The sequence below is a fragment of the Pseudomonas sp. 5Vm1k genome, from assembly GCF_056161485.1.
This window is the reverse complement of the sequence record NZ_JBSPCZ010000005.1, coordinates 169625-186151: the sequence shown is the minus strand read 5'-3', so window position 1 is coordinate 186151 and position 16527 is coordinate 169625. Positions and strand designations below refer to the sequence as shown.

At 60.8% G+C, this 16527-nt stretch carries 11 protein-coding genes; 4 read left to right on the top strand and 7 right to left on the bottom strand.

Going from position 1 to position 16527, the window contains the following annotated elements; translation table 11 throughout:
- Positions 1-67 precede the first annotated feature (67 nt).
- Positions 68-919 carry a glycine betaine ABC transporter substrate-binding protein gene (locus ACWIKB_RS12225; RefSeq protein ID WP_475267065.1) on the bottom strand — a complete coding sequence of 284 codons (852 nt, stop codon included), beginning with the start codon at positions 917-919 and terminating at the stop codon, positions 68-70.
- Positions 920-1220: 301 nt separating this feature from the next.
- Here ACWIKB_RS12225 and ACWIKB_RS12220 point away from each other — a divergent pair, with 301 nt between their 5' ends.
- The gene (locus ACWIKB_RS12220) at positions 1221-2816 is read left to right on the top strand and encodes a glycoside hydrolase family 17 protein (protein ID WP_475267063.1); all 1596 of its coding nucleotides are present in this window, start codon (positions 1221-1223) and stop codon (positions 2814-2816) included.
- A gap of 121 nt (positions 2817-2937) precedes the next feature.
- Here the strand turns inward: ACWIKB_RS12220 and ACWIKB_RS12215 are convergent, their stop codons facing one another.
- Positions 2938-3306, bottom strand: a complete 369-nt coding sequence (locus tag ACWIKB_RS12215) for a hypothetical protein (RefSeq protein ID WP_475267061.1) — start codon at positions 3304-3306, stop codon at positions 2938-2940.
- A 224-nt stretch (positions 3307-3530) separates the two neighbouring features.
- Here ACWIKB_RS12215 and ACWIKB_RS12210 point away from each other — a divergent pair, with 224 nt between their 5' ends.
- Together ACWIKB_RS12210 and ACWIKB_RS12205 are read left to right on the top strand one after the other, a co-directional pair.
- Positions 3531-4829 carry a serine/threonine protein kinase gene (locus ACWIKB_RS12210; protein WP_475267059.1) on the top strand — a complete coding sequence of 433 codons (1299 nt, stop codon included), beginning with the start codon at positions 3531-3533 and terminating at the stop codon, positions 4827-4829.
- Complete coding sequence (locus tag ACWIKB_RS12205; protein WP_475267057.1) at positions 4822-5610, top strand: MlaA family lipoprotein; 789 nt, start codon at positions 4822-4824, stop codon at positions 5608-5610. Before ACWIKB_RS12210 ends, ACWIKB_RS12205 begins: the two co-directional genes overlap by 8 nt.
- A 190-nt stretch (positions 5611-5800) precedes the next feature.
- Here ACWIKB_RS12205 and ACWIKB_RS12200 read toward each other — a convergent pair whose 3' ends face one another.
- From ACWIKB_RS12200 to ACWIKB_RS12180, 5 genes are read right to left on the bottom strand one after another with little or no spacing between them, the layout of a single operon-like run.
- On the bottom strand, positions 5801-6715 hold the full coding sequence (locus tag ACWIKB_RS12200; protein ID WP_475267056.1) for a DUF808 domain-containing protein: 915 nt from the start codon (positions 6713-6715) through the stop codon (positions 5801-5803).
- 44 nt (positions 6716-6759) lie between these two features.
- Entirely contained in the window at positions 6760-8307 is a 1548-nt protein-coding gene (locus tag ACWIKB_RS12195; protein ID WP_475267055.1) for an efflux transporter outer membrane subunit, read from the bottom strand.
- Complete coding sequence (locus ACWIKB_RS12190; protein WP_475267053.1) at positions 8308-11427, bottom strand: efflux RND transporter permease subunit; 3120 nt, start codon at positions 11425-11427, stop codon at positions 8308-8310.
- Positions 11424-14498 carry an efflux RND transporter permease subunit gene (locus ACWIKB_RS12185; protein ID WP_475267051.1) on the bottom strand — a complete coding sequence of 1025 codons (3075 nt, stop codon included), beginning with the start codon at positions 14496-14498 and terminating at the stop codon, positions 11424-11426. The genes ACWIKB_RS12190 and ACWIKB_RS12185 overlap by 4 nt, the downstream gene beginning before the upstream one ends.
- Positions 14499-14511: 13 nt before the next feature.
- Entirely contained in the window at positions 14512-15633 is a 1122-nt protein-coding gene (locus ACWIKB_RS12180) for an efflux RND transporter periplasmic adaptor subunit (RefSeq protein WP_475267049.1), read from the bottom strand.
- A gap of 194 nt (positions 15634-15827) precedes the next feature.
- Here ACWIKB_RS12180 and ACWIKB_RS12175 point away from each other — a divergent pair, with 194 nt between their 5' ends.
- On the top strand, positions 15828-16436 hold the full coding sequence (locus ACWIKB_RS12175; protein WP_046054318.1) for a TetR/AcrR family transcriptional regulator: 609 nt from the start codon (positions 15828-15830) through the stop codon (positions 16434-16436).
- The last annotated feature ends 91 nt before the right edge of the window (positions 16437-16527 follow it).

Sequence of the window (16527 nt, the reverse complement as noted above, 5' to 3'; positions counted from 1 at the left end):
ACAAAAGGCCCCTTGGCATTTATGCCAAGGGGCCTTGAGAGGTACTGACTAGACGCTTGCGGTCAAATCACTTGGTCCACTCGGCTACGCGGTCCGGGTGTTTGGCTACCCAATCCTTGGCGGCGGCTTCAGGTTTTGCACCATCCTGAATCGCCAACATGACTTCGCCGATTTCGTCTTTCGACGCCCACTGGAAGTTCTTCAGGAACTTGGCCACTTCCGGTGCTTTGGTCGCCAGATCTTTGCTGCCGATGCTGTTTACGGTTTCAGCAGCGCCATACACGCCTTTCGGGTCGTCGAGGAAGCGCAGTTTCCACTTGGCGAACATCCAGTGCGGCACCCAACCGGTGACGGCGATGGATTCGTTTTTCTTCTCGGCACGGGTCAGCTCGGCAATCATGCCCGCGCCGGAACTGGCCTTGAGGGTGTAGTTGGTCAGACCGTAGTCCTTGATCGCCTGATCGGTCTTGAGCATCACGCCCGAACCGGCGTCGATACCCACGATGCGGCCCTTGAAGCTGTCATCGGTTTTCAGATCGTCGATGGTCTTGGCTTTCACGTACTCCGGCACGATCAGGCCGATTTTCGCGTCCTTGAAGTTCGGGCCGTAATCGACGACCTGATCCTTGTTCTTGGCCCAGTATTCGCCGTGGGTCACAGGCAGCCAGGCGGACAGCATGGCGTCGAGTTTGCCGGTGGCCACGCCTTGCCACATGATCCCGGTCGCGACGGCTTGCAGCTTCACGTCATAACCGAGTTTCTGCTTGATCACTTCGGCGGCCACATGAGTGGTCGCGACGCTGTCGGACCAGCCGTCAACGTAACCGATGCTCAGGGTTTTGCTCTCGGCATTGGCGAATGTGGAGCCAATCGCAAGTACCAACGCGGCACTCGCGCCTAAAAGTCGTCGCATCTTCATCGTTACTTCCCCGAAAGTGCTGCGCCCGACGGATGCCGAGCGGCGTCAACGTATTGTTATGGTGCGAAGCGCCCCATCACGCCTCACCGCAAACTCGTTCGATCATCAGCGTGGTTTATCAATGAGAACACTGACGCTTCGATAATCAACCTCACGACAACAGCGACCTGTGCTGCCAGCGACCTCAAGGCATCGAGAAACGACATCAGAACGCCATTAATCGTGACCAGCGTAAACACCCTGCCCCGATCCGCCCGAACTTTGCATGTCAAAATCATGCAGGCCACCAAGCCCAAGGCAAATGCAGGTAACATGCGCGCCTTTGCTCCCAGACGGCCTGACCATGCCCGCGACATCACGCTTTCCTTTTTTGGCTTATCTTTTCGCCTGCCTTCTGGGGCTGTTTGCCCTCGGTGGCTTCTGGTACGGCCTCGGTAAACCGGTGATCCTGCCGGATGTGGCCAGCGCGTCGCACAAACTGCAATGCGCCTCCTACACCCCGTTCGACAAAGACCAGTCGCCGTTCGATCAGCCGTTCAAGCTGCGCCCCGAGCGCATGGACGCAGACCTCGCGCTGCTGTCCAAAAGCTTCGAATGCATCCGCACCTATTCCATGACCGGTCTCGAAGCCCTGCCCGACCTGGCGCGCAAGCACGGGTTGAAGCTGATGATCGGCGCCTGGGTCAACAGCAACCCGGTGGACACCGCCAAGGAAGTCGACCTGCTGATTGCCTCAGCCAACGCCAACCCGGACGTGGTGACTTCGGTGATCGTCGGCAACGAAGCCTTGCTGCGCAAGGAGGTCACCGGCGCGCAACTGGCGACGCTGATTAATAAAGTCAAAAGCCAGATCAAGCAGCCCGTCACCTATGCGGATGTCTGGGAGTTCTGGCTCAAGCACCCGGAAGTCGCGCCGGCGGTGGATTTCCTGACCATCCATTTGCTGCCGTACTGGGAAGATGATCCATCGAACATCGACGCCGCCCTGCAACATGTGGCCGAAGTGCGTCAGGTATTCGGCAACAAATTCGCCCCCAAGGATGTGCTGATCGGCGAAACCGGCTGGCCGAGCGAAGGCCGTCAGCGTGAAACCGCCCTGCCGAGCCGGGTCAACGAGGCCAAGTTCATTCGTGGTTTTGTTGCCATGGCCGAGCAACAAGGCTGGCATTACAACCTGATCGAAGCCTTTGATCAGCCGTGGAAGCGTGCCAGTGAAGGGGCGGTCGGTGGTTATTGGGGGCTGTTTGATGCCGATCGCCAGGACAAAGGTGTGTTGGCAGGTCCGGTGTCGAACGTTCCTTACTGGTCGCAATGGCTGGCGGTGGGCGGTTTGATCTTCCTCGGCACCTTGCTGCTGGGCGGTCGGGTTCGCAGCACCCGCGCAGCATTGGTGCTGCCGCTGCTGGGTGCGCTGGCGGCCTGCTCGATCGGGGCTTGGGGCGATCTGGCACGGGTGACCACCCGGTTTGCCAGTGAATGGCTATGGGTCGGTTTGCTGACGGCGTTGAATCTGCTGGTGCTGGCCCATGCCGCGCTGACGCTGAGTGCTCGCACTGGCTGGCGTGAACGTGCGTTCAATCTGCTGGAGCGTCGGGCCGGCTGGCTAGTGGCGGCGTCAGGATTTGCCGCGGCGGTGATGATGCTGGAGCTGGTGTTCGATCCGCGTTATCGCAGTTTCCCGAGTGTCGCGTTCATCCTGCCAGCGCTGGTGTATCTATGCCGCCCGGTGAATGTGCCGCGTCGGGAGATTGCCGTGCTGACCTTCATTATCGGTGTCGGCATTGCGCCGCAGCTGTTCCGTGAAGGCTTGCAGAACCAGCAGGCCTGGGGCTGGGCGCTGGTGAGTGTGTTGATGGTGGCTGCGTTGTGGCGCTGCTTGCGGGTTCGCAAGGGCTGATTTTCAGCGCTGCTGCCGGCCTCTTCGCGGGCAAGCCTCGCTCCTACAGTGTTACGCCGTACACAAATGATGTGGATGACAAAAATCTGTAGGAGCGAGGCTTGCCCGCGAAGACTGACTGTCAGACGCTACGAGACGCCCGCACCAACCGCAAAGCCGCAATCACCACCGCAAACACCGCCAGCGTCGTGTTGTACAACGCTAACGCCGGGAACCCCAGCACCAGCGCCAACACCGCCAGCCACCACCCTGCCCGGCCCGGTACGACAAAACCGATCAGCGCCGCAGCCAATGCGCTCCAGCCCAAGACCTTGAAGTGAATCATCAGCCCAAGGTTGGAGCGAACCTGGCATTCCCAACGGCTCGCCTCGTCCACGCACAGGCCAACCCATTGCGCATCCTCCATGAAGCCATAACGCGCGCCATAACTGGCGGCCAGCCATAAAGGCAGTAAAACAAGCAACAGAATCACGGGCAGACGGCGGGACATGAAGCACTCCAATAAACGAAAACGGCGGCCAGCTTAATCTCCCGGCGGCCTTGTGCAAGCGTTAACAACAGTTAACTGGGCAACGAATCGCTGCAAAGTGTATCGTCCAGCTACTATTACTCCGAATTTAGCCCTGATTGGTGCCGATACATGGCACTTTGGCGCAAACCCCGTGGTCATAGCCTGCGAACCTCATTCGGCACCTTTTTCTAAGGGATTTAGTCATGCTCCGTTCCTTGCGCTTCGCCGCCCTGTTTGGCGGCCTTATTTTGAGTGCGTCCGCACTGGCGGTCGACATCGACGCCGCCAGCTATGGCTTCCCCTTGACCAACCCGTTCGAGGCGACCATTGCCACGACTCCACCGGAATTGCGCCCGGAGTTGCCGGCCAACGAAGACATCCATCAGCAGGACCGCAGCGTGCGTTTGCGCCCGGAGCGCGAATTCAGCCTGCCGGACAACTTTTGGCCGGTGAAGAAACTCACCTACCGCATCGCCACCCAGGATCACGCGGCTCCGCTGATTTTCCTGATCGCCGGCACCGGCGCGCGCTATGACAGCAGCCTCAACGAATACCTGAAAAAGCTCTACTACAAGGCCGGCTATCACGTGGTGCAGTTGTCATCGCCCACCAGCTTCGACTTCATGAGCGCCGCTTCACGCTTCGCCACGCCCGGTATTACCAAGGAAGATGCCGAAGACATGTACCGGGTGATGCAGGCCGTGCGGGCGCAAAACCCGAAAACGCCAGTCACCGAGTACTACCTGACCGGCTACAGCCTGGGCGCACTGGATGCCGCGTTCGTCGCGCACCTGGACGAAACCCGTCGCAGCTTCAACTTCAAGAAAGTCTTGCTGCTGAACCCGCCGGTCAACCTCTACACCTCGATCACCAACCTCGACAAGCTGGTCCAAACCGAGGTCAAGGGCATCAACAACAGCACCACTTTCTATGAACTGGTGCTGAACAAACTGACCCGCTACTTCCAGCAAAAAGGCTACATCGACCTCAACGATGCCTTGCTCTATGACTTCCAGCAGTCCAAGCAGCATCTGACCAACGAACAGATGGCCATGCTGATCGGCACCTCGTTCCGCTTCTCGGCGGCCGACATTGCCTTTACCTCGGACCTGATCAACCGCCGTGGCCTGATCACGCCGCCGAAATACCCGATCACCGAAGGCACCAGCCTTACGCCGTTCCTCAAGCGTGCGCTGCAGTGCGACTTCGACTGCTACATCACCGAGCAAGTCATCCCGATGTGGCGCGCCCGCACCGACGGCGGCAGCCTGCTGCAACTGATCGATCAGGTGAGTTTGTATGCGCTGAAGGATTATCTGCACGACAGCCCGAAAATCTCGGTCATGCACAACGCCGACGACGTGATCCTCGGCCCTGGCGACCTGGGCTTCCTGCGCCGGACCTTCGGCGACCGCCTGACCGTTTATCCATTGGGCGGCCATTGCGGCAACCTTAACTATCGCGTCAACAGCGACGCCATGCTGGAGTTCTTCCGTGGCTAAATATCTCCTGCTTATCGCAGCGTTACTCTGTGCAGGCGTCGCCAATGCCGACAACAGCAAAGCCAACGCGCCGGTCGTGATCGACAATGACGGTTTCAAGGAACCGTTGAGCAAACTCAAGTTCAACCCGGGCCTGGACCAGCGCGAGTTCGAGCGTTCGACGCTCAACGCGCTGGCCGTCTACGACCCGCTGGAAGAGTGGAACCGCCGGGTCTACCACTTCAACTACCGCTTCGACCAATGGGTGTTCCTGCCCGTGGTCGACGGCTATCGCTACATCACACCGAGTTTTTTGCGCACCGGTGTGAGCAACTTCTTCAACAACCTGGGTGACGTACCCAACCTGCTTAACAGCATGTTGCAGCTCAAGGGCCATCGCTCGCTGGAAACCACCGCGCGCCTGCTGCTCAACACCACCATCGGCGTCGCCGGTTTGTGGGACCCGGCTACCGCCATGGGCCTGCCGCGCCAGAGCGAAGACTTCGGCCAGACCCTGGGCTTCTACGGTGTACCGGGTGGCGCCTACTTCGTCCTGCCGATCCTCGGTCCATCCAACCTGCGCGACACAGCAGGCCTGGTGGTCGACTACACCGGCGAGGCAGCCGTCAACTTCCTGAACGTCTCCGAAGTCAGCTCCAACCACCCGGAAATCTGGGTCCTGCGCGGCGTCGACAAACGCTACCAGACCAGCTTCCGCTACGGTCAGCTGAACTCGCCGTTCGAGTATGAAAAGGTGCGTTACGTGTACACCGAGTCGCGCAAGTTGCAGATCGCCGAGTAACTCTGGCGGTACACAATCTGGCGGCAACAAAAAAGGCCATTCGATGCGAGTCGAATGGCCTTTTTCATGTGTGGCAGACCGAACAGCACCGATCCATTGTGGGAGCGAGCCTGCTCGCGAAGAGGCCCTTACATTCAACATCTATATTGACTGTTACACCGCCTTCGCGAGCAGGCTCGCTCCTACAGGTTCAGCCTTTGATTGAGCGCCAGATTTTGCTTGCGATCATGACGCCAGCCAACACTACAGCCCCCGCCACAATCCCCGCCACCGCATTCAACAACGTCGGCACGATAAACCCGGCGCCGCCCGCCCCTGCGCTGACGCTTTCAATCCAGTGATGAACCACTGGCACGCCATGGGTAAGAATCCCGCCACCGACCAGAAACATCGCTGCGGTACCAATCACCGACAGGCTTTTCATCATGTAAGGCGCCGCACGCAGGATCGCCCCGCCGATGCTTTTGGCCATCTGCCCCGGCTTCTGGGTCAGCCACAGGCCCAGGTCGTCGAGTTTGACGATACCGGCCACCAGGCCATAGACGCCGATGGTCATGACAATGGCAATGCCCGACAGCACGATTACTTGCTGGGTTAGCGAAGCGTCGGCCACGGTGCCGAGGGTGATAGCGATGATTTCCGCCGACAGAATGAAGTCAGTGCGAATCGCGCCTTTGATTTTGTCCTGTTCGAACGCCACCAGATCGGTCGCCGGATCAGCCACAGCCTCGACCAGTTGCGCATGCTCGGCGTCATCTTCAGCCTTGCTGTGCAGGAACTTGTGGGCCAGTTTTTCAAACCCTTCGAAACACAGGTACGCGCCACCAACCATCAACAACGGCGTGACCAGCCACGGGATGAACGCGCTGATGGCCAACGCCGACGGCACCAGGATCAGTTTGTTGCGGAACGAGCCCTTGGCCACGGCCCAGACCACCGGGATTTCCCTTTCGGCGCGTACGCCACTGACTTGCTGGGCATTGAGCGCCAGATCGTCGCCGAGCACACCAGCAGTCTTCTTCGCGGCCATTTTGGTCATCAACGCCACATCGTCGAGTACGGCGGCGATGTCGTCGATCAGCACCAGCAAACTGCTTCCTGCCATGGGTCAGGCTTCCCTACATAAAAAAAGTGCGCGAAGCATAACGCTCACGGCGTTTGCCAGCCACCGCCCAAGCTCTGAATCAACGCGACGCTGCCCTGACTGAGCGCCCCTTGTGTGTCGCGCAGACTTTGCTCGGCTTGCAGCAACACCAATTGTTGGGTCAACACCGCTTGCTGGCTGACCGTGCCCGCGCGTTTTTGCGCCTCCTGGCTGCCGAACAATTGCTGATTGCGCTGATAGATCTGCCCGAACGCCTCGGCCTGGCGTTGCAGGTGATTGATCGCCGACAGGTTGTCCTCGACGTTCTGCAACGCCACGAGCACGGTGCCGCGATAATTGGCGACATCCTGATCGTAACTGGCTCGGGCTTGCTGCACCGCTGCTTCCCGGGCGCCGCCGTCGAAAACCGTTTCCGCCAACGCGGGACCGAGGGTCCAGATGCGGTTGGGCACCGAGAACAGACCGCCGAGGGCTGTGCCGCGAAAGCCGACCTCGGCAGTGAGGTCGAGGGTCGGAAAGAACGCAGCCTCGGCCACGCCGATCCGGGCATTCGCCGCCGCAGCCGTGCGTTCGGCGGCCACCACATCTGGTCGGCGTTGCACCAACGCCGACGGTAACGTCAGGGGAGGCTTGGGCAGAATAAAAACGTACTGACTTTTGGGTGGCAGCGTGAAATCCGCCGGCGCGACGCCCACCAACACCGCCAACGCATGTTCGAACTGCTCCCGTGAACGCTGGGCGGTCTGCAACGCGGCGACTACCGTGGTCAGTTGATCCTGGGCCACCAACAGTTGATCGTTGGAGGCGGTGCCCTGGACGAAATCGACCTGGATCATGTCGAGCAATTGCAGATTGATCCGCTGCTGTTGCTCCAACAAACCAATATCGATATCGAGCTGCCGCAGCCCCAGGTAGTTGCTCGCCACACTGGCGCTGATCGACAGCCGCACACCCGCCAGCAGCGCATCGGAGCCTTCGGCCGAAGCCTTGCTGGACTCGATGCTGCGGCGCACCGCGCCCCAAAGGTCAGGCTCCCAACTGGCGCTCAACGTCGCGCTGACCGTTTGTTCAACACTGCCGGAGCTGCTGCCAGAAACCGTGTTGGAACTACTGCCATTCGCCCCGCCGCCGACACCTCGCGACCCGCTCAGCCCGACGCCCACCGTCGGCCACAATCCGGCACGGCTCGACGCCACCTGCGCCTGGGCCAAACGGTAAGCCGCCTCTGCGGCGATGATCGACTGATTGGCCTTGGCCGATCGACTCACCAGGTCATTGAGAATCGGGTCGTGATAATCCAGCCACCACTGACTGTCCAGCACCCCTTGCGGGTTGGCCACCGCGCGCTGCCATTGCGTGCCTTCCTTGAACGACACCGGCAACTCGATGGCCGGTTTTTGATAATCCGGTCCGACCATGCAGCCGCTCAAGAACGCAAAAAGCAAAAACACCACAAACAACTGTGGGAGCGGGCTTGCTCGCGAAAGCGATGGGTCAGCCAACAACATTGTTGAATGTGAAGCAGCCTTCGCGAGCAAGCCCGCTCCCACAGGGTCTTGTGCACTGGCAGCAAGAGCGTTTCGACAATTCATTTATGTCTCCTTGCCATGCAGGCGTTGCGACGCCCGGTCCAGCCAGAGGTAGATCACCGGTGTGGTGTACAGCGTCAGCAACTGGCTGAACACCAACCCGCCAATAATCGAAATACCCAAGGGCCGGCGCAGTTCGGAGCCATACCCTGTACCCAGCACCAGCGGCAGTGCGCCAAGAATTGCCGCCAGGGTGGTCATCATGATCGGCCGGAAGCGAATCAGGCAGGCACGGCGAATCGCGTCCTTGGCGCCGAGGCCTTGCTGTTTGCGCTCGGTAATCGCGAAGTCGATCATCATGATCGCGTTTTTCTTGACGATGCCGATCAGCAGAATCACCCCGACCAACGCGATGATCGACAACTCGGTGCCGGTCAGCAGCAACGCGATCAGCGCGCCGACGCCGGCCGAGGGCAAGGTCGAGAGGATGGTCAGCGGGTGCACCAGATTCTCGTAAAGAATCCCCAGCACCAGATACACCGAGAGCAGCGCCGCGACGATCAACAACGGTTCGCTGGCTACTGATGACTGAAACACCTGGGCCGTGCCGGCAAACTGACCGACCACGCTGGCGGGCATCCGCAACTGGGCCACGGCGTTGTCCACCAGCGCTGTGGCTTGGCCGATTGACACGCCTGGAGCCAGATTGAAGGATGCGGTCACTGCGGGAAATGTGCCTTGGTGACTGATGGAAATCGCCGTGCGATCCACCGAGTAATCGGCAATCGCCGACAACGGCACCAGTTGCGGATTGGCCGTGGCACTCAGGTTCGGCGCGGCGCTGCTGCCCTTGGTCGCGGCAACGGTGCCCACCGGCACATAAATCGAGCCGAGAGTGCTCGGGTCAGTCCAGTAGGTTGGCGCGACTTCCATCACCACATGATATTGGTTGGCGGCGCGGTAGATGGTCGAGACCTGACGCTGGCCGAAAGCGTCGTAGAGGGTCTGGTCGATGGCCGAAATGCTGACGCCGAGTCGCGCCGCTGCATCGCGATTGATCTTCACGTTGGCCAGTAGGCTGTTGTCCTGTTGATCGGTATTGATGTCCGTCAGTTGCGGCAAGGTGTGCAGCACTGCAACCACTTTCGGCACCCACTCATCGAGGCTGCTCTGATCGTCGGCAGTCATGGTGTATTGGTACTGCGCCCCGCTCTGCCGGCCGCCGACGGTGATGTCCTGGGCCGACTGCAAATACAGGCGAGTGCCGGGCATGTCGCCGAGGGTGCGGCGAATTTGACCAATGATTTGATCGGCGCTGTCATTGCGCTGGTTCAGCGGCTTGAGGGTAATGAACAACTGCGCACTGTTGATCGCCCCACCACCGCCGCCCCCGCCGCCGACAAACCCGCCGACGGTCTGCACATTCGGGTTTTGCATGACCTTGCGATTGATCTCACTGAACTGCTGCTGCATCGCCGCATAGGAAACACTCTGCGGCGCCACAATGCTGCCCGACAGTCGTCCCGTGTCTTCCTGAGGAAAGAATCCTTTGGGCACCAGCACGTAAAGCACGCCCGCGAAGACGATCACCAACACCGTGACCAGCCCCATCAAAATCGAATGCTCAATGACCCAGCCCAACGTCCGATCATAAAAACGATGAAACCGCGAATCCGGATGATCGCTGTCGCCGCTAGCCTGGCCCTTGCTGCGCAACAGCACGCTGGACAGCATCGGCGTGACCGTCAGCGAGATCAGCATCGAGATGACGATGGCCACCGACAACGAAATCGAAAACTCGCGAAACAGCCGCCCGACAATCCCGCCCATCAACAGCAGCGGAATAAACACCGCCACCAGCGACACACTGATCGTCAGCACCGTGAAGCCGACTTCCTGAGCCCCCGCCAACGCCGCTTGTAAACGGCTTTCACCGTTCTCCAGGTGACGCATGATGTTTTCGACGACCACGATGGCGTCATCCACCACGAACCCGGTGGAAATGGTCAACGCCATCAGCGACAGGTTGTTCAGGCTGTAGCCGAGAAAATACATCGCGCCAAACGTTCCTAGCAGCGACAGCGGCACCACAATTGCCGGCACCAGCGTGCTGCGCCAGTCGCGGAAGAACACGAACGTCACCAGCGTCACCAGCAGAATCGAGGCGATCAGCGAAATCTCGACATCACGCAGCGAGGCGCGAATGGTCGTGGTGCGGTCCATCAGCAGGTTGAGCCTGATGTTGGCCGGGATCGAACTCTGCAGAAACGGCAGCGCCGCTTTCACCGCATCCACCGCTTCGATGACGTTGGCCCCCGGCTGCTTGAACACCACCAGCAGCACCGCCGGTTTGCCGTTGGACAGGCCAAAATTGCGCAGGTCCTCGACGTCTTCACGCACGTAGCCGAGGTCGGCGATGTGCACCACATCACCGTTGCTTTGCTTGACCACCAGCGGCTGGTAGTCCTGCATCTGGTAGAGCATGTCGTTGGCGGCGATGCCGTGGGTCTGGGCGCCGATGGCCACCGAGCCCTTGGGCAGATTGGCGTTGGACGCCGAAATCACCGCCCGCACCTGCTCCAGGCTGACGCCGTAATGGTTGAGCCGATCAGGATTGAGTTCGATGCGCACCGCCGGTAACGCGCCGCCGCCGACCGTGACGTCACCGACGCCGGTGGTCTGCAACAGTTTCTGCTCCAGCAACGTCGAAGCCACATCGTACATTTGCCCCGGCGTGGCGTTGTCGGAGGTCAGGCTGATGATCAGGATCGGTGAATCGGCGGGGTTGACCTTGCGGTAGGTCGGATTGCCGGACAGGTCGCTCGGCAGGTTGGTCCGCGCCGCGTTGATCGCCGCTTGCACGTCCCGGGCGGCGCCGTCGATGTCGCGATTCAGATCGAATTGCAGGGTGATCCGGGTCGAGCCCAAGGTGCTCGCCGAAGTCATTTGCGTGACCCCGGCGATCTGCCCGAACTGCCGCTCCAGCGGCGTCGCGACGGAGGTTGCGACGGTGTTCGGATCGGCTCCGGGCAGCGAGGCGCGCACACTGATGGTCGGGAAATCCACCTCCGGCAACGGCGCCACCGGCAACAGGGTAAACGCCAGCGCGCCGAACAACGCCAGCCCCGCCGCCAGCAACGTCGTCGCTATCGGTCGCTGGATGAACGGCGCGCTGAGGTTCATGGCCGTGGCTCTGCTTCAGCAGGACGCCGACCACTGAAACGCCGTTCCAGCGAGTGCATGGCGAGGAAGATCACCGGGGTGGAAAACAGCGTCAGCAACTGGCTCAGCAACAAGCCGCCGATGATCGCGATGCCCAGGGGATGGCGCAGCTCGGAGCCGATCCCGGTACCCAGCGCCAACGGCACCGCGCCGAACAGCGAGGCCATGCTGGTCATCAGAATGGGCCGAAACCGCAGCTCGGCAGCCTGGCGGATCGCTGCCACCGGGTCGAGCCCGCCCTTGCGTTCCAGCTCCAACGCGAAGTCGACCATCATGATGCCGTTCTTCATGACGATGCCGATCAGCAGCACAATGCCGATCAAGCCGATGATGTCGAACTGCGTGCCGGTGATCAGCAACGCCAGCAAGGCGCCGAGGGCCGCCGACAGCAGCGTCGACAGGATCGTCACCGGGTGCACGAAGCTCTCATAGAGAATCCCTAGCATCAGGTACACCACCACAATCGCCGCCAGTACCAGAAACACCTGATTGGACAACGACGCCTCGAACGTCGCCGCCGCGCCTTCGAGAGACGCCTGCACCGTCAGCGGCAACGCCAATTGGGTTTCGATGTCCTTGAGACGCGTGACCGCCGCGCCGAGGGTCTGGCCCGGCGCGAGGTTGAACGAGACGTCGGCATAGGGAAACTGCCCAAGGCGATTGATCGTGATCGGCGTGCGCAGCACTTGCAGGGTCGCCATGCTCGACAACGGCGCCACCCCGCCGCCGGGGATGTCGACGTAGAGCCCGGTCAACAGGTCGGAGAGGTTGTGCGGCGGATGATCGGTGGCCATGACCACGTGATATTGGTTGAGCTGGGTATAAATGGTCGACACCTGGCGCTGGCCGAACGCGTCGTACAGCACATCGTCGATGGCCTGGGGCGTGATGCCCAGCCGCGAGGCGGTGGCGCGGTCGAAGGTCAGTTGGATCTGATTGCCGAATTGCAGCGCCTGGCTCTGCACGTCGGTGAACATCGGGTCTTTCTTGATCGCCGCCAGCAGTTTGCCGGTCCACTGTTCCAGCACGTCCGGGTCGGTGGCTTGCAGGCCGAGGCGGTAACTGGTGGTCGACACGGTGGCGTCGAGGGTCAGGTCTTGCACCCCGTGCAGGTACAGGCGAATCCCAGAATCATCAGCGTTGGCGTCCGCCAGTCGGCGGATCACTGCGGCACTGCTGTCGCGTTCGCCACGGGGCTTGAGGTTGATCAGCAGATTGCCCTGGTTGATCGTCGGGTTGGTCTGGTCGATACCGACGAAGGACGACAGGCTGGCCACCGCCGGATCCTTCAAGATGCGGTCGACCAGGCGTTGTTGCTCAACCTGCATCTGCTGGAAAGAGATGGTTGGTGCTGCCTGGGAAATCCCCTGGATGAGGCCGGTGTCCTGCTCGGGAAAAAAGCCCTTGGGCATGATCACGATGATCAACAGCGTCAGCAGCGCGGTGCACACCACCGAGATCAACGTCAGGGTGCGATGGACCAGCACCCAGTCCAGTCCGCGTACGTAATAAGCGTTGATTCGGTCGAAAAAATCCACCCGGCGCTCACCTGTTTTGGCCTTGAGCATTCGCGAACACATCATCGGTGTCAGGGTCAGGGAAATCAGCGCGGAAATGACGATGGTCACCGCCACGGTCATGGCGAATTCGCGGAACAAGCGGCCGACCACATCGCCCATGAACAGCAGCGGAATCATCACCGCAATCAGGGCGATGGACAGCGAAATAATGGTGAAACCGATCTGTTCCGAGCCCTTGAGCGCGGCGTCCAGCGGCGAGTCGCCGGCCTCGATGTAGCGCGTGATGTTCTCGATCATGACGATGGCATCGTCGACCACAAAACCGATGGCGATGGTCAACGCCATCAGCGTCAGGTTGTTCAGGGAAAAGCCCAGAACGTAGGCCACCGCCAACGTACCGATCAGGGTCAGCGGCACGGTCACCGCCGGAATCACCGTGGCCGCGACGTTGCGCAGGAAGATGAAAATTACGATCACCACCAGCAGCACCGCCACGCCCAACTCATATTGCACGTCGGTGACCGAGGCGCGGATGGTCTGGGTGCGGTCGGTGAGCACCGCGACCTTGAGCGTGCCCGGCAGGCTGGCGCGCAGTTTCGGCAGCAGTTGCTGCACCCGGTCGACCACGTCAATAACGTTGGCGCCGGGCTGGCGCTGGATGTTCAGCACAATCGATGGCGTGCGGTCAGTCCACGCCGCTTGCCGTGGGTTTTCCGGCCCCTGCATCGAACTGGCGATTTGCGCCAACCTGATCGGCGCGCCGTTTTTGTAGGCGATTACCAAGTCGCGGTATTCCTCGGCGGATTGCAGTTGATCGTTGCCGCCAATCGAATACGCCTGGAACTTGCCGTCGATATTGCCCTTGGCCTGATTGACGTTGGCGTTGCTCAGCGCCGTGCGCAAATCCTCCATCGACAACCCGAGATTATTCAGCGCCGAAGTGTTGGCCTGGACCCGCACCGCCGGGCGCTGGCCACCACTGATAGTGACCAGGCCGACGCCGGTGATCTGGGAGATTTTCTGCGCCAGACGAGTGTCGGCCAAGTCTTCTATTTTGGTCAGCGGCAGCACATCGGAGGTCAGTGACAGGGTCAGCACCGGAGCGTCTGCCGGGTTGACCTTGCTGTACACCGGCGGGTACGGCAGGTTGGTCGGCAGGAAGGTCCCGGCGGCGTTGATCGCGGCTTGCACTTCTTGCTCGGCCACGTCCAAGGACAGCGCCAGATCGAATTGCAGAGTAATCACCGAAGCGCCGTCGGAGCTGGTGGAATTCATCGACTTGAGGCCGGGCATTTCCCCCAGTTGTCGCTCCAGCGGCGCGGTGATCGAAGAGCTGACCACTTGCGGACTGGCGCCGGTGTATTGGGTAAACACCTGAATCGTCGGGTAATCGACTTCCGGCAGGGCCGAGACCGAAAGCAAGTGATAGCCGAGCATCCCCACCAACAGCACCGCGATCATCAACAGCGTGGTGGCGACCGGCCGTTCGATAAAGGGACGCGAGACATTCATGGCGGGCGGCTCCTCACTGCGCGACGACTTTCACCATCGAGCCATCGTCGAGTTTGTCCCCGCCCTCGGTGATCACCTGCTCACCGTTCTTGACGCCGTTGTCGAGAATTGCCGTGACATCGCCCATCGCCGGGCCGACCTTGATGTTGCGCAGGCTGGCCTTGTCGCCGTTGACCACAAACAGGAAATCCCCCTTGCTGCCGTGCTGGATTGCAGTGGTCGGTACTACCGGGGTCTGGCTCAGGGTGTCGGCCTTGAGCCGGGCGTTGACGAATTGATTGGGAAACAGCGCGTTACCCGAGTCGTCGAACTGCGCCTTGACCTTGATCGTGCCGGTGCTGATGTCCACCTGGTTGTCGAGGGCCAACAGGTTGCCGGTGGCGAGCAGGCTGTGTTTGTTGCGGTCGTAGGCAAGCACAGTCACCGAGCCTCGGGACAAAGCTTGATTGATCGAGCCCAGGTCATCCTCGGGCACGGCGAACACCACTGTGGCCGGTTTCATCTGGGTAATGACGGCGATCCCGGTGGTGCTGCCGTTGGTCACGTAGTTGCCTGGGTCCACCAGACGCAAGCCGACCACGCCGTCGATGGGCGACAGGATCGTGCAATAACTCAGCTGCACTTCGAGGTTTTGCACATTGCCCTGATCGGCCGCGACCGTGCCCTGTTGTTGCTGGACTAGGGAGGTCTGGGTGTCGAGGGTTTGCTGGCTGGTGGAGCCGACTTTGATCAGTTCGCGAAACCGCGTCAGGTCGCGCTGATCGTTGCTCAACACCGCTTGATCGTGGGCCAGGGTGCCTTTGGCCACGGCCAGTTGCGCCTTGAGCGCGCGGTCGTCAATTCGGGCGATAACCTGCCCCTTGCTGACGTGCTGGCCTTCCTTGAATTCCACGGCACTGAGAATGCCATCGACCTGGCTCACGACCGTGACGGTGCGGGTCGGCGTTACCGTGCCGAGGGCATCGATGTAGACCGGCACGTCCTGCAACTTCACCGCCACCACTGCCACCGGCTCGGCAGGTGGCGGTGGTTTGGTCTTGTGCTGGTTGCCCATCAGGTAAAACCACAGGGCGAACACCAGCAACAGCACGACGCCGAAGATCAGCACGAACTTGCCTCGCCTGCGTTTCTCCACGGCCGCCCGCCCCTTGCACTGATTGCTGCCTAGACTCTAGCAGCGCCCCTGCTCCGAGTCTGAAGGATGGCGAGTTTGTTCAGCCGGGCGACAGCCTGACGCGACGAGTACCTCGACCCGCGCATTCTTGAGCGCCGCGCGAGGCCGGTGCTACCATGCGCAACCGCCAGAACAGGCAAGGAACCACCTGGTTTATGAGCACTATCCGCGAGCGCAACAAAGAACTGATCCTGCGTGCCGCCAGTGAAGAATTTGCCGACAAGGGCTTCGCTGCGACTAAAACCAGTGATATCGCGGCCAAGGCGGGATTGCCCAAGCCCAACGTCTACTACTATTTCAAATCCAAGGAAAACCTCTACCGCGAGGTCCTGGAAAGCATCATCGAGCCGATCCTGCAGGCCTCGACGCCCTTCAACGCCGACGGCGTGCCCAGCGAAGTGCTAAGCGGCTACATTCGCTCCAAGATCCGCATCTCCCGCGACCTGCCCTTCGCCTCCAAGGTGTTCGCCAGCGAAATCATGCACGGCGCCCCGCACCTGAGCGCCGACCTGGTCGAACGCCTCAACGGCCAGGCCAAGCACAACATCGACTGCATCCAGACCTGGATCGACCGCGGCCAAATCGCCCCCATCGACCCCAACCACCTGATGTTCAGCATCTGGGCCGCAACCCAGACCTACGCCGACTTCGACTGGCAGATCTCGGCGGTGACCGGTAAGGCGAAGCTGGACGAGGCGGATTATGAGGCGGCGGCGCAGACGATTATTCGGTTGGTGTTGAAGGGATGTGAGCCGGATCGGTAGACCGCGGTGCCCCCTTCGCGAGCGAGCTCGCTCCCACAGGGGATCTTCAGTGTTACGGAGATCGAGTGTGGGAGCGGGCTTGCTCGCGAAT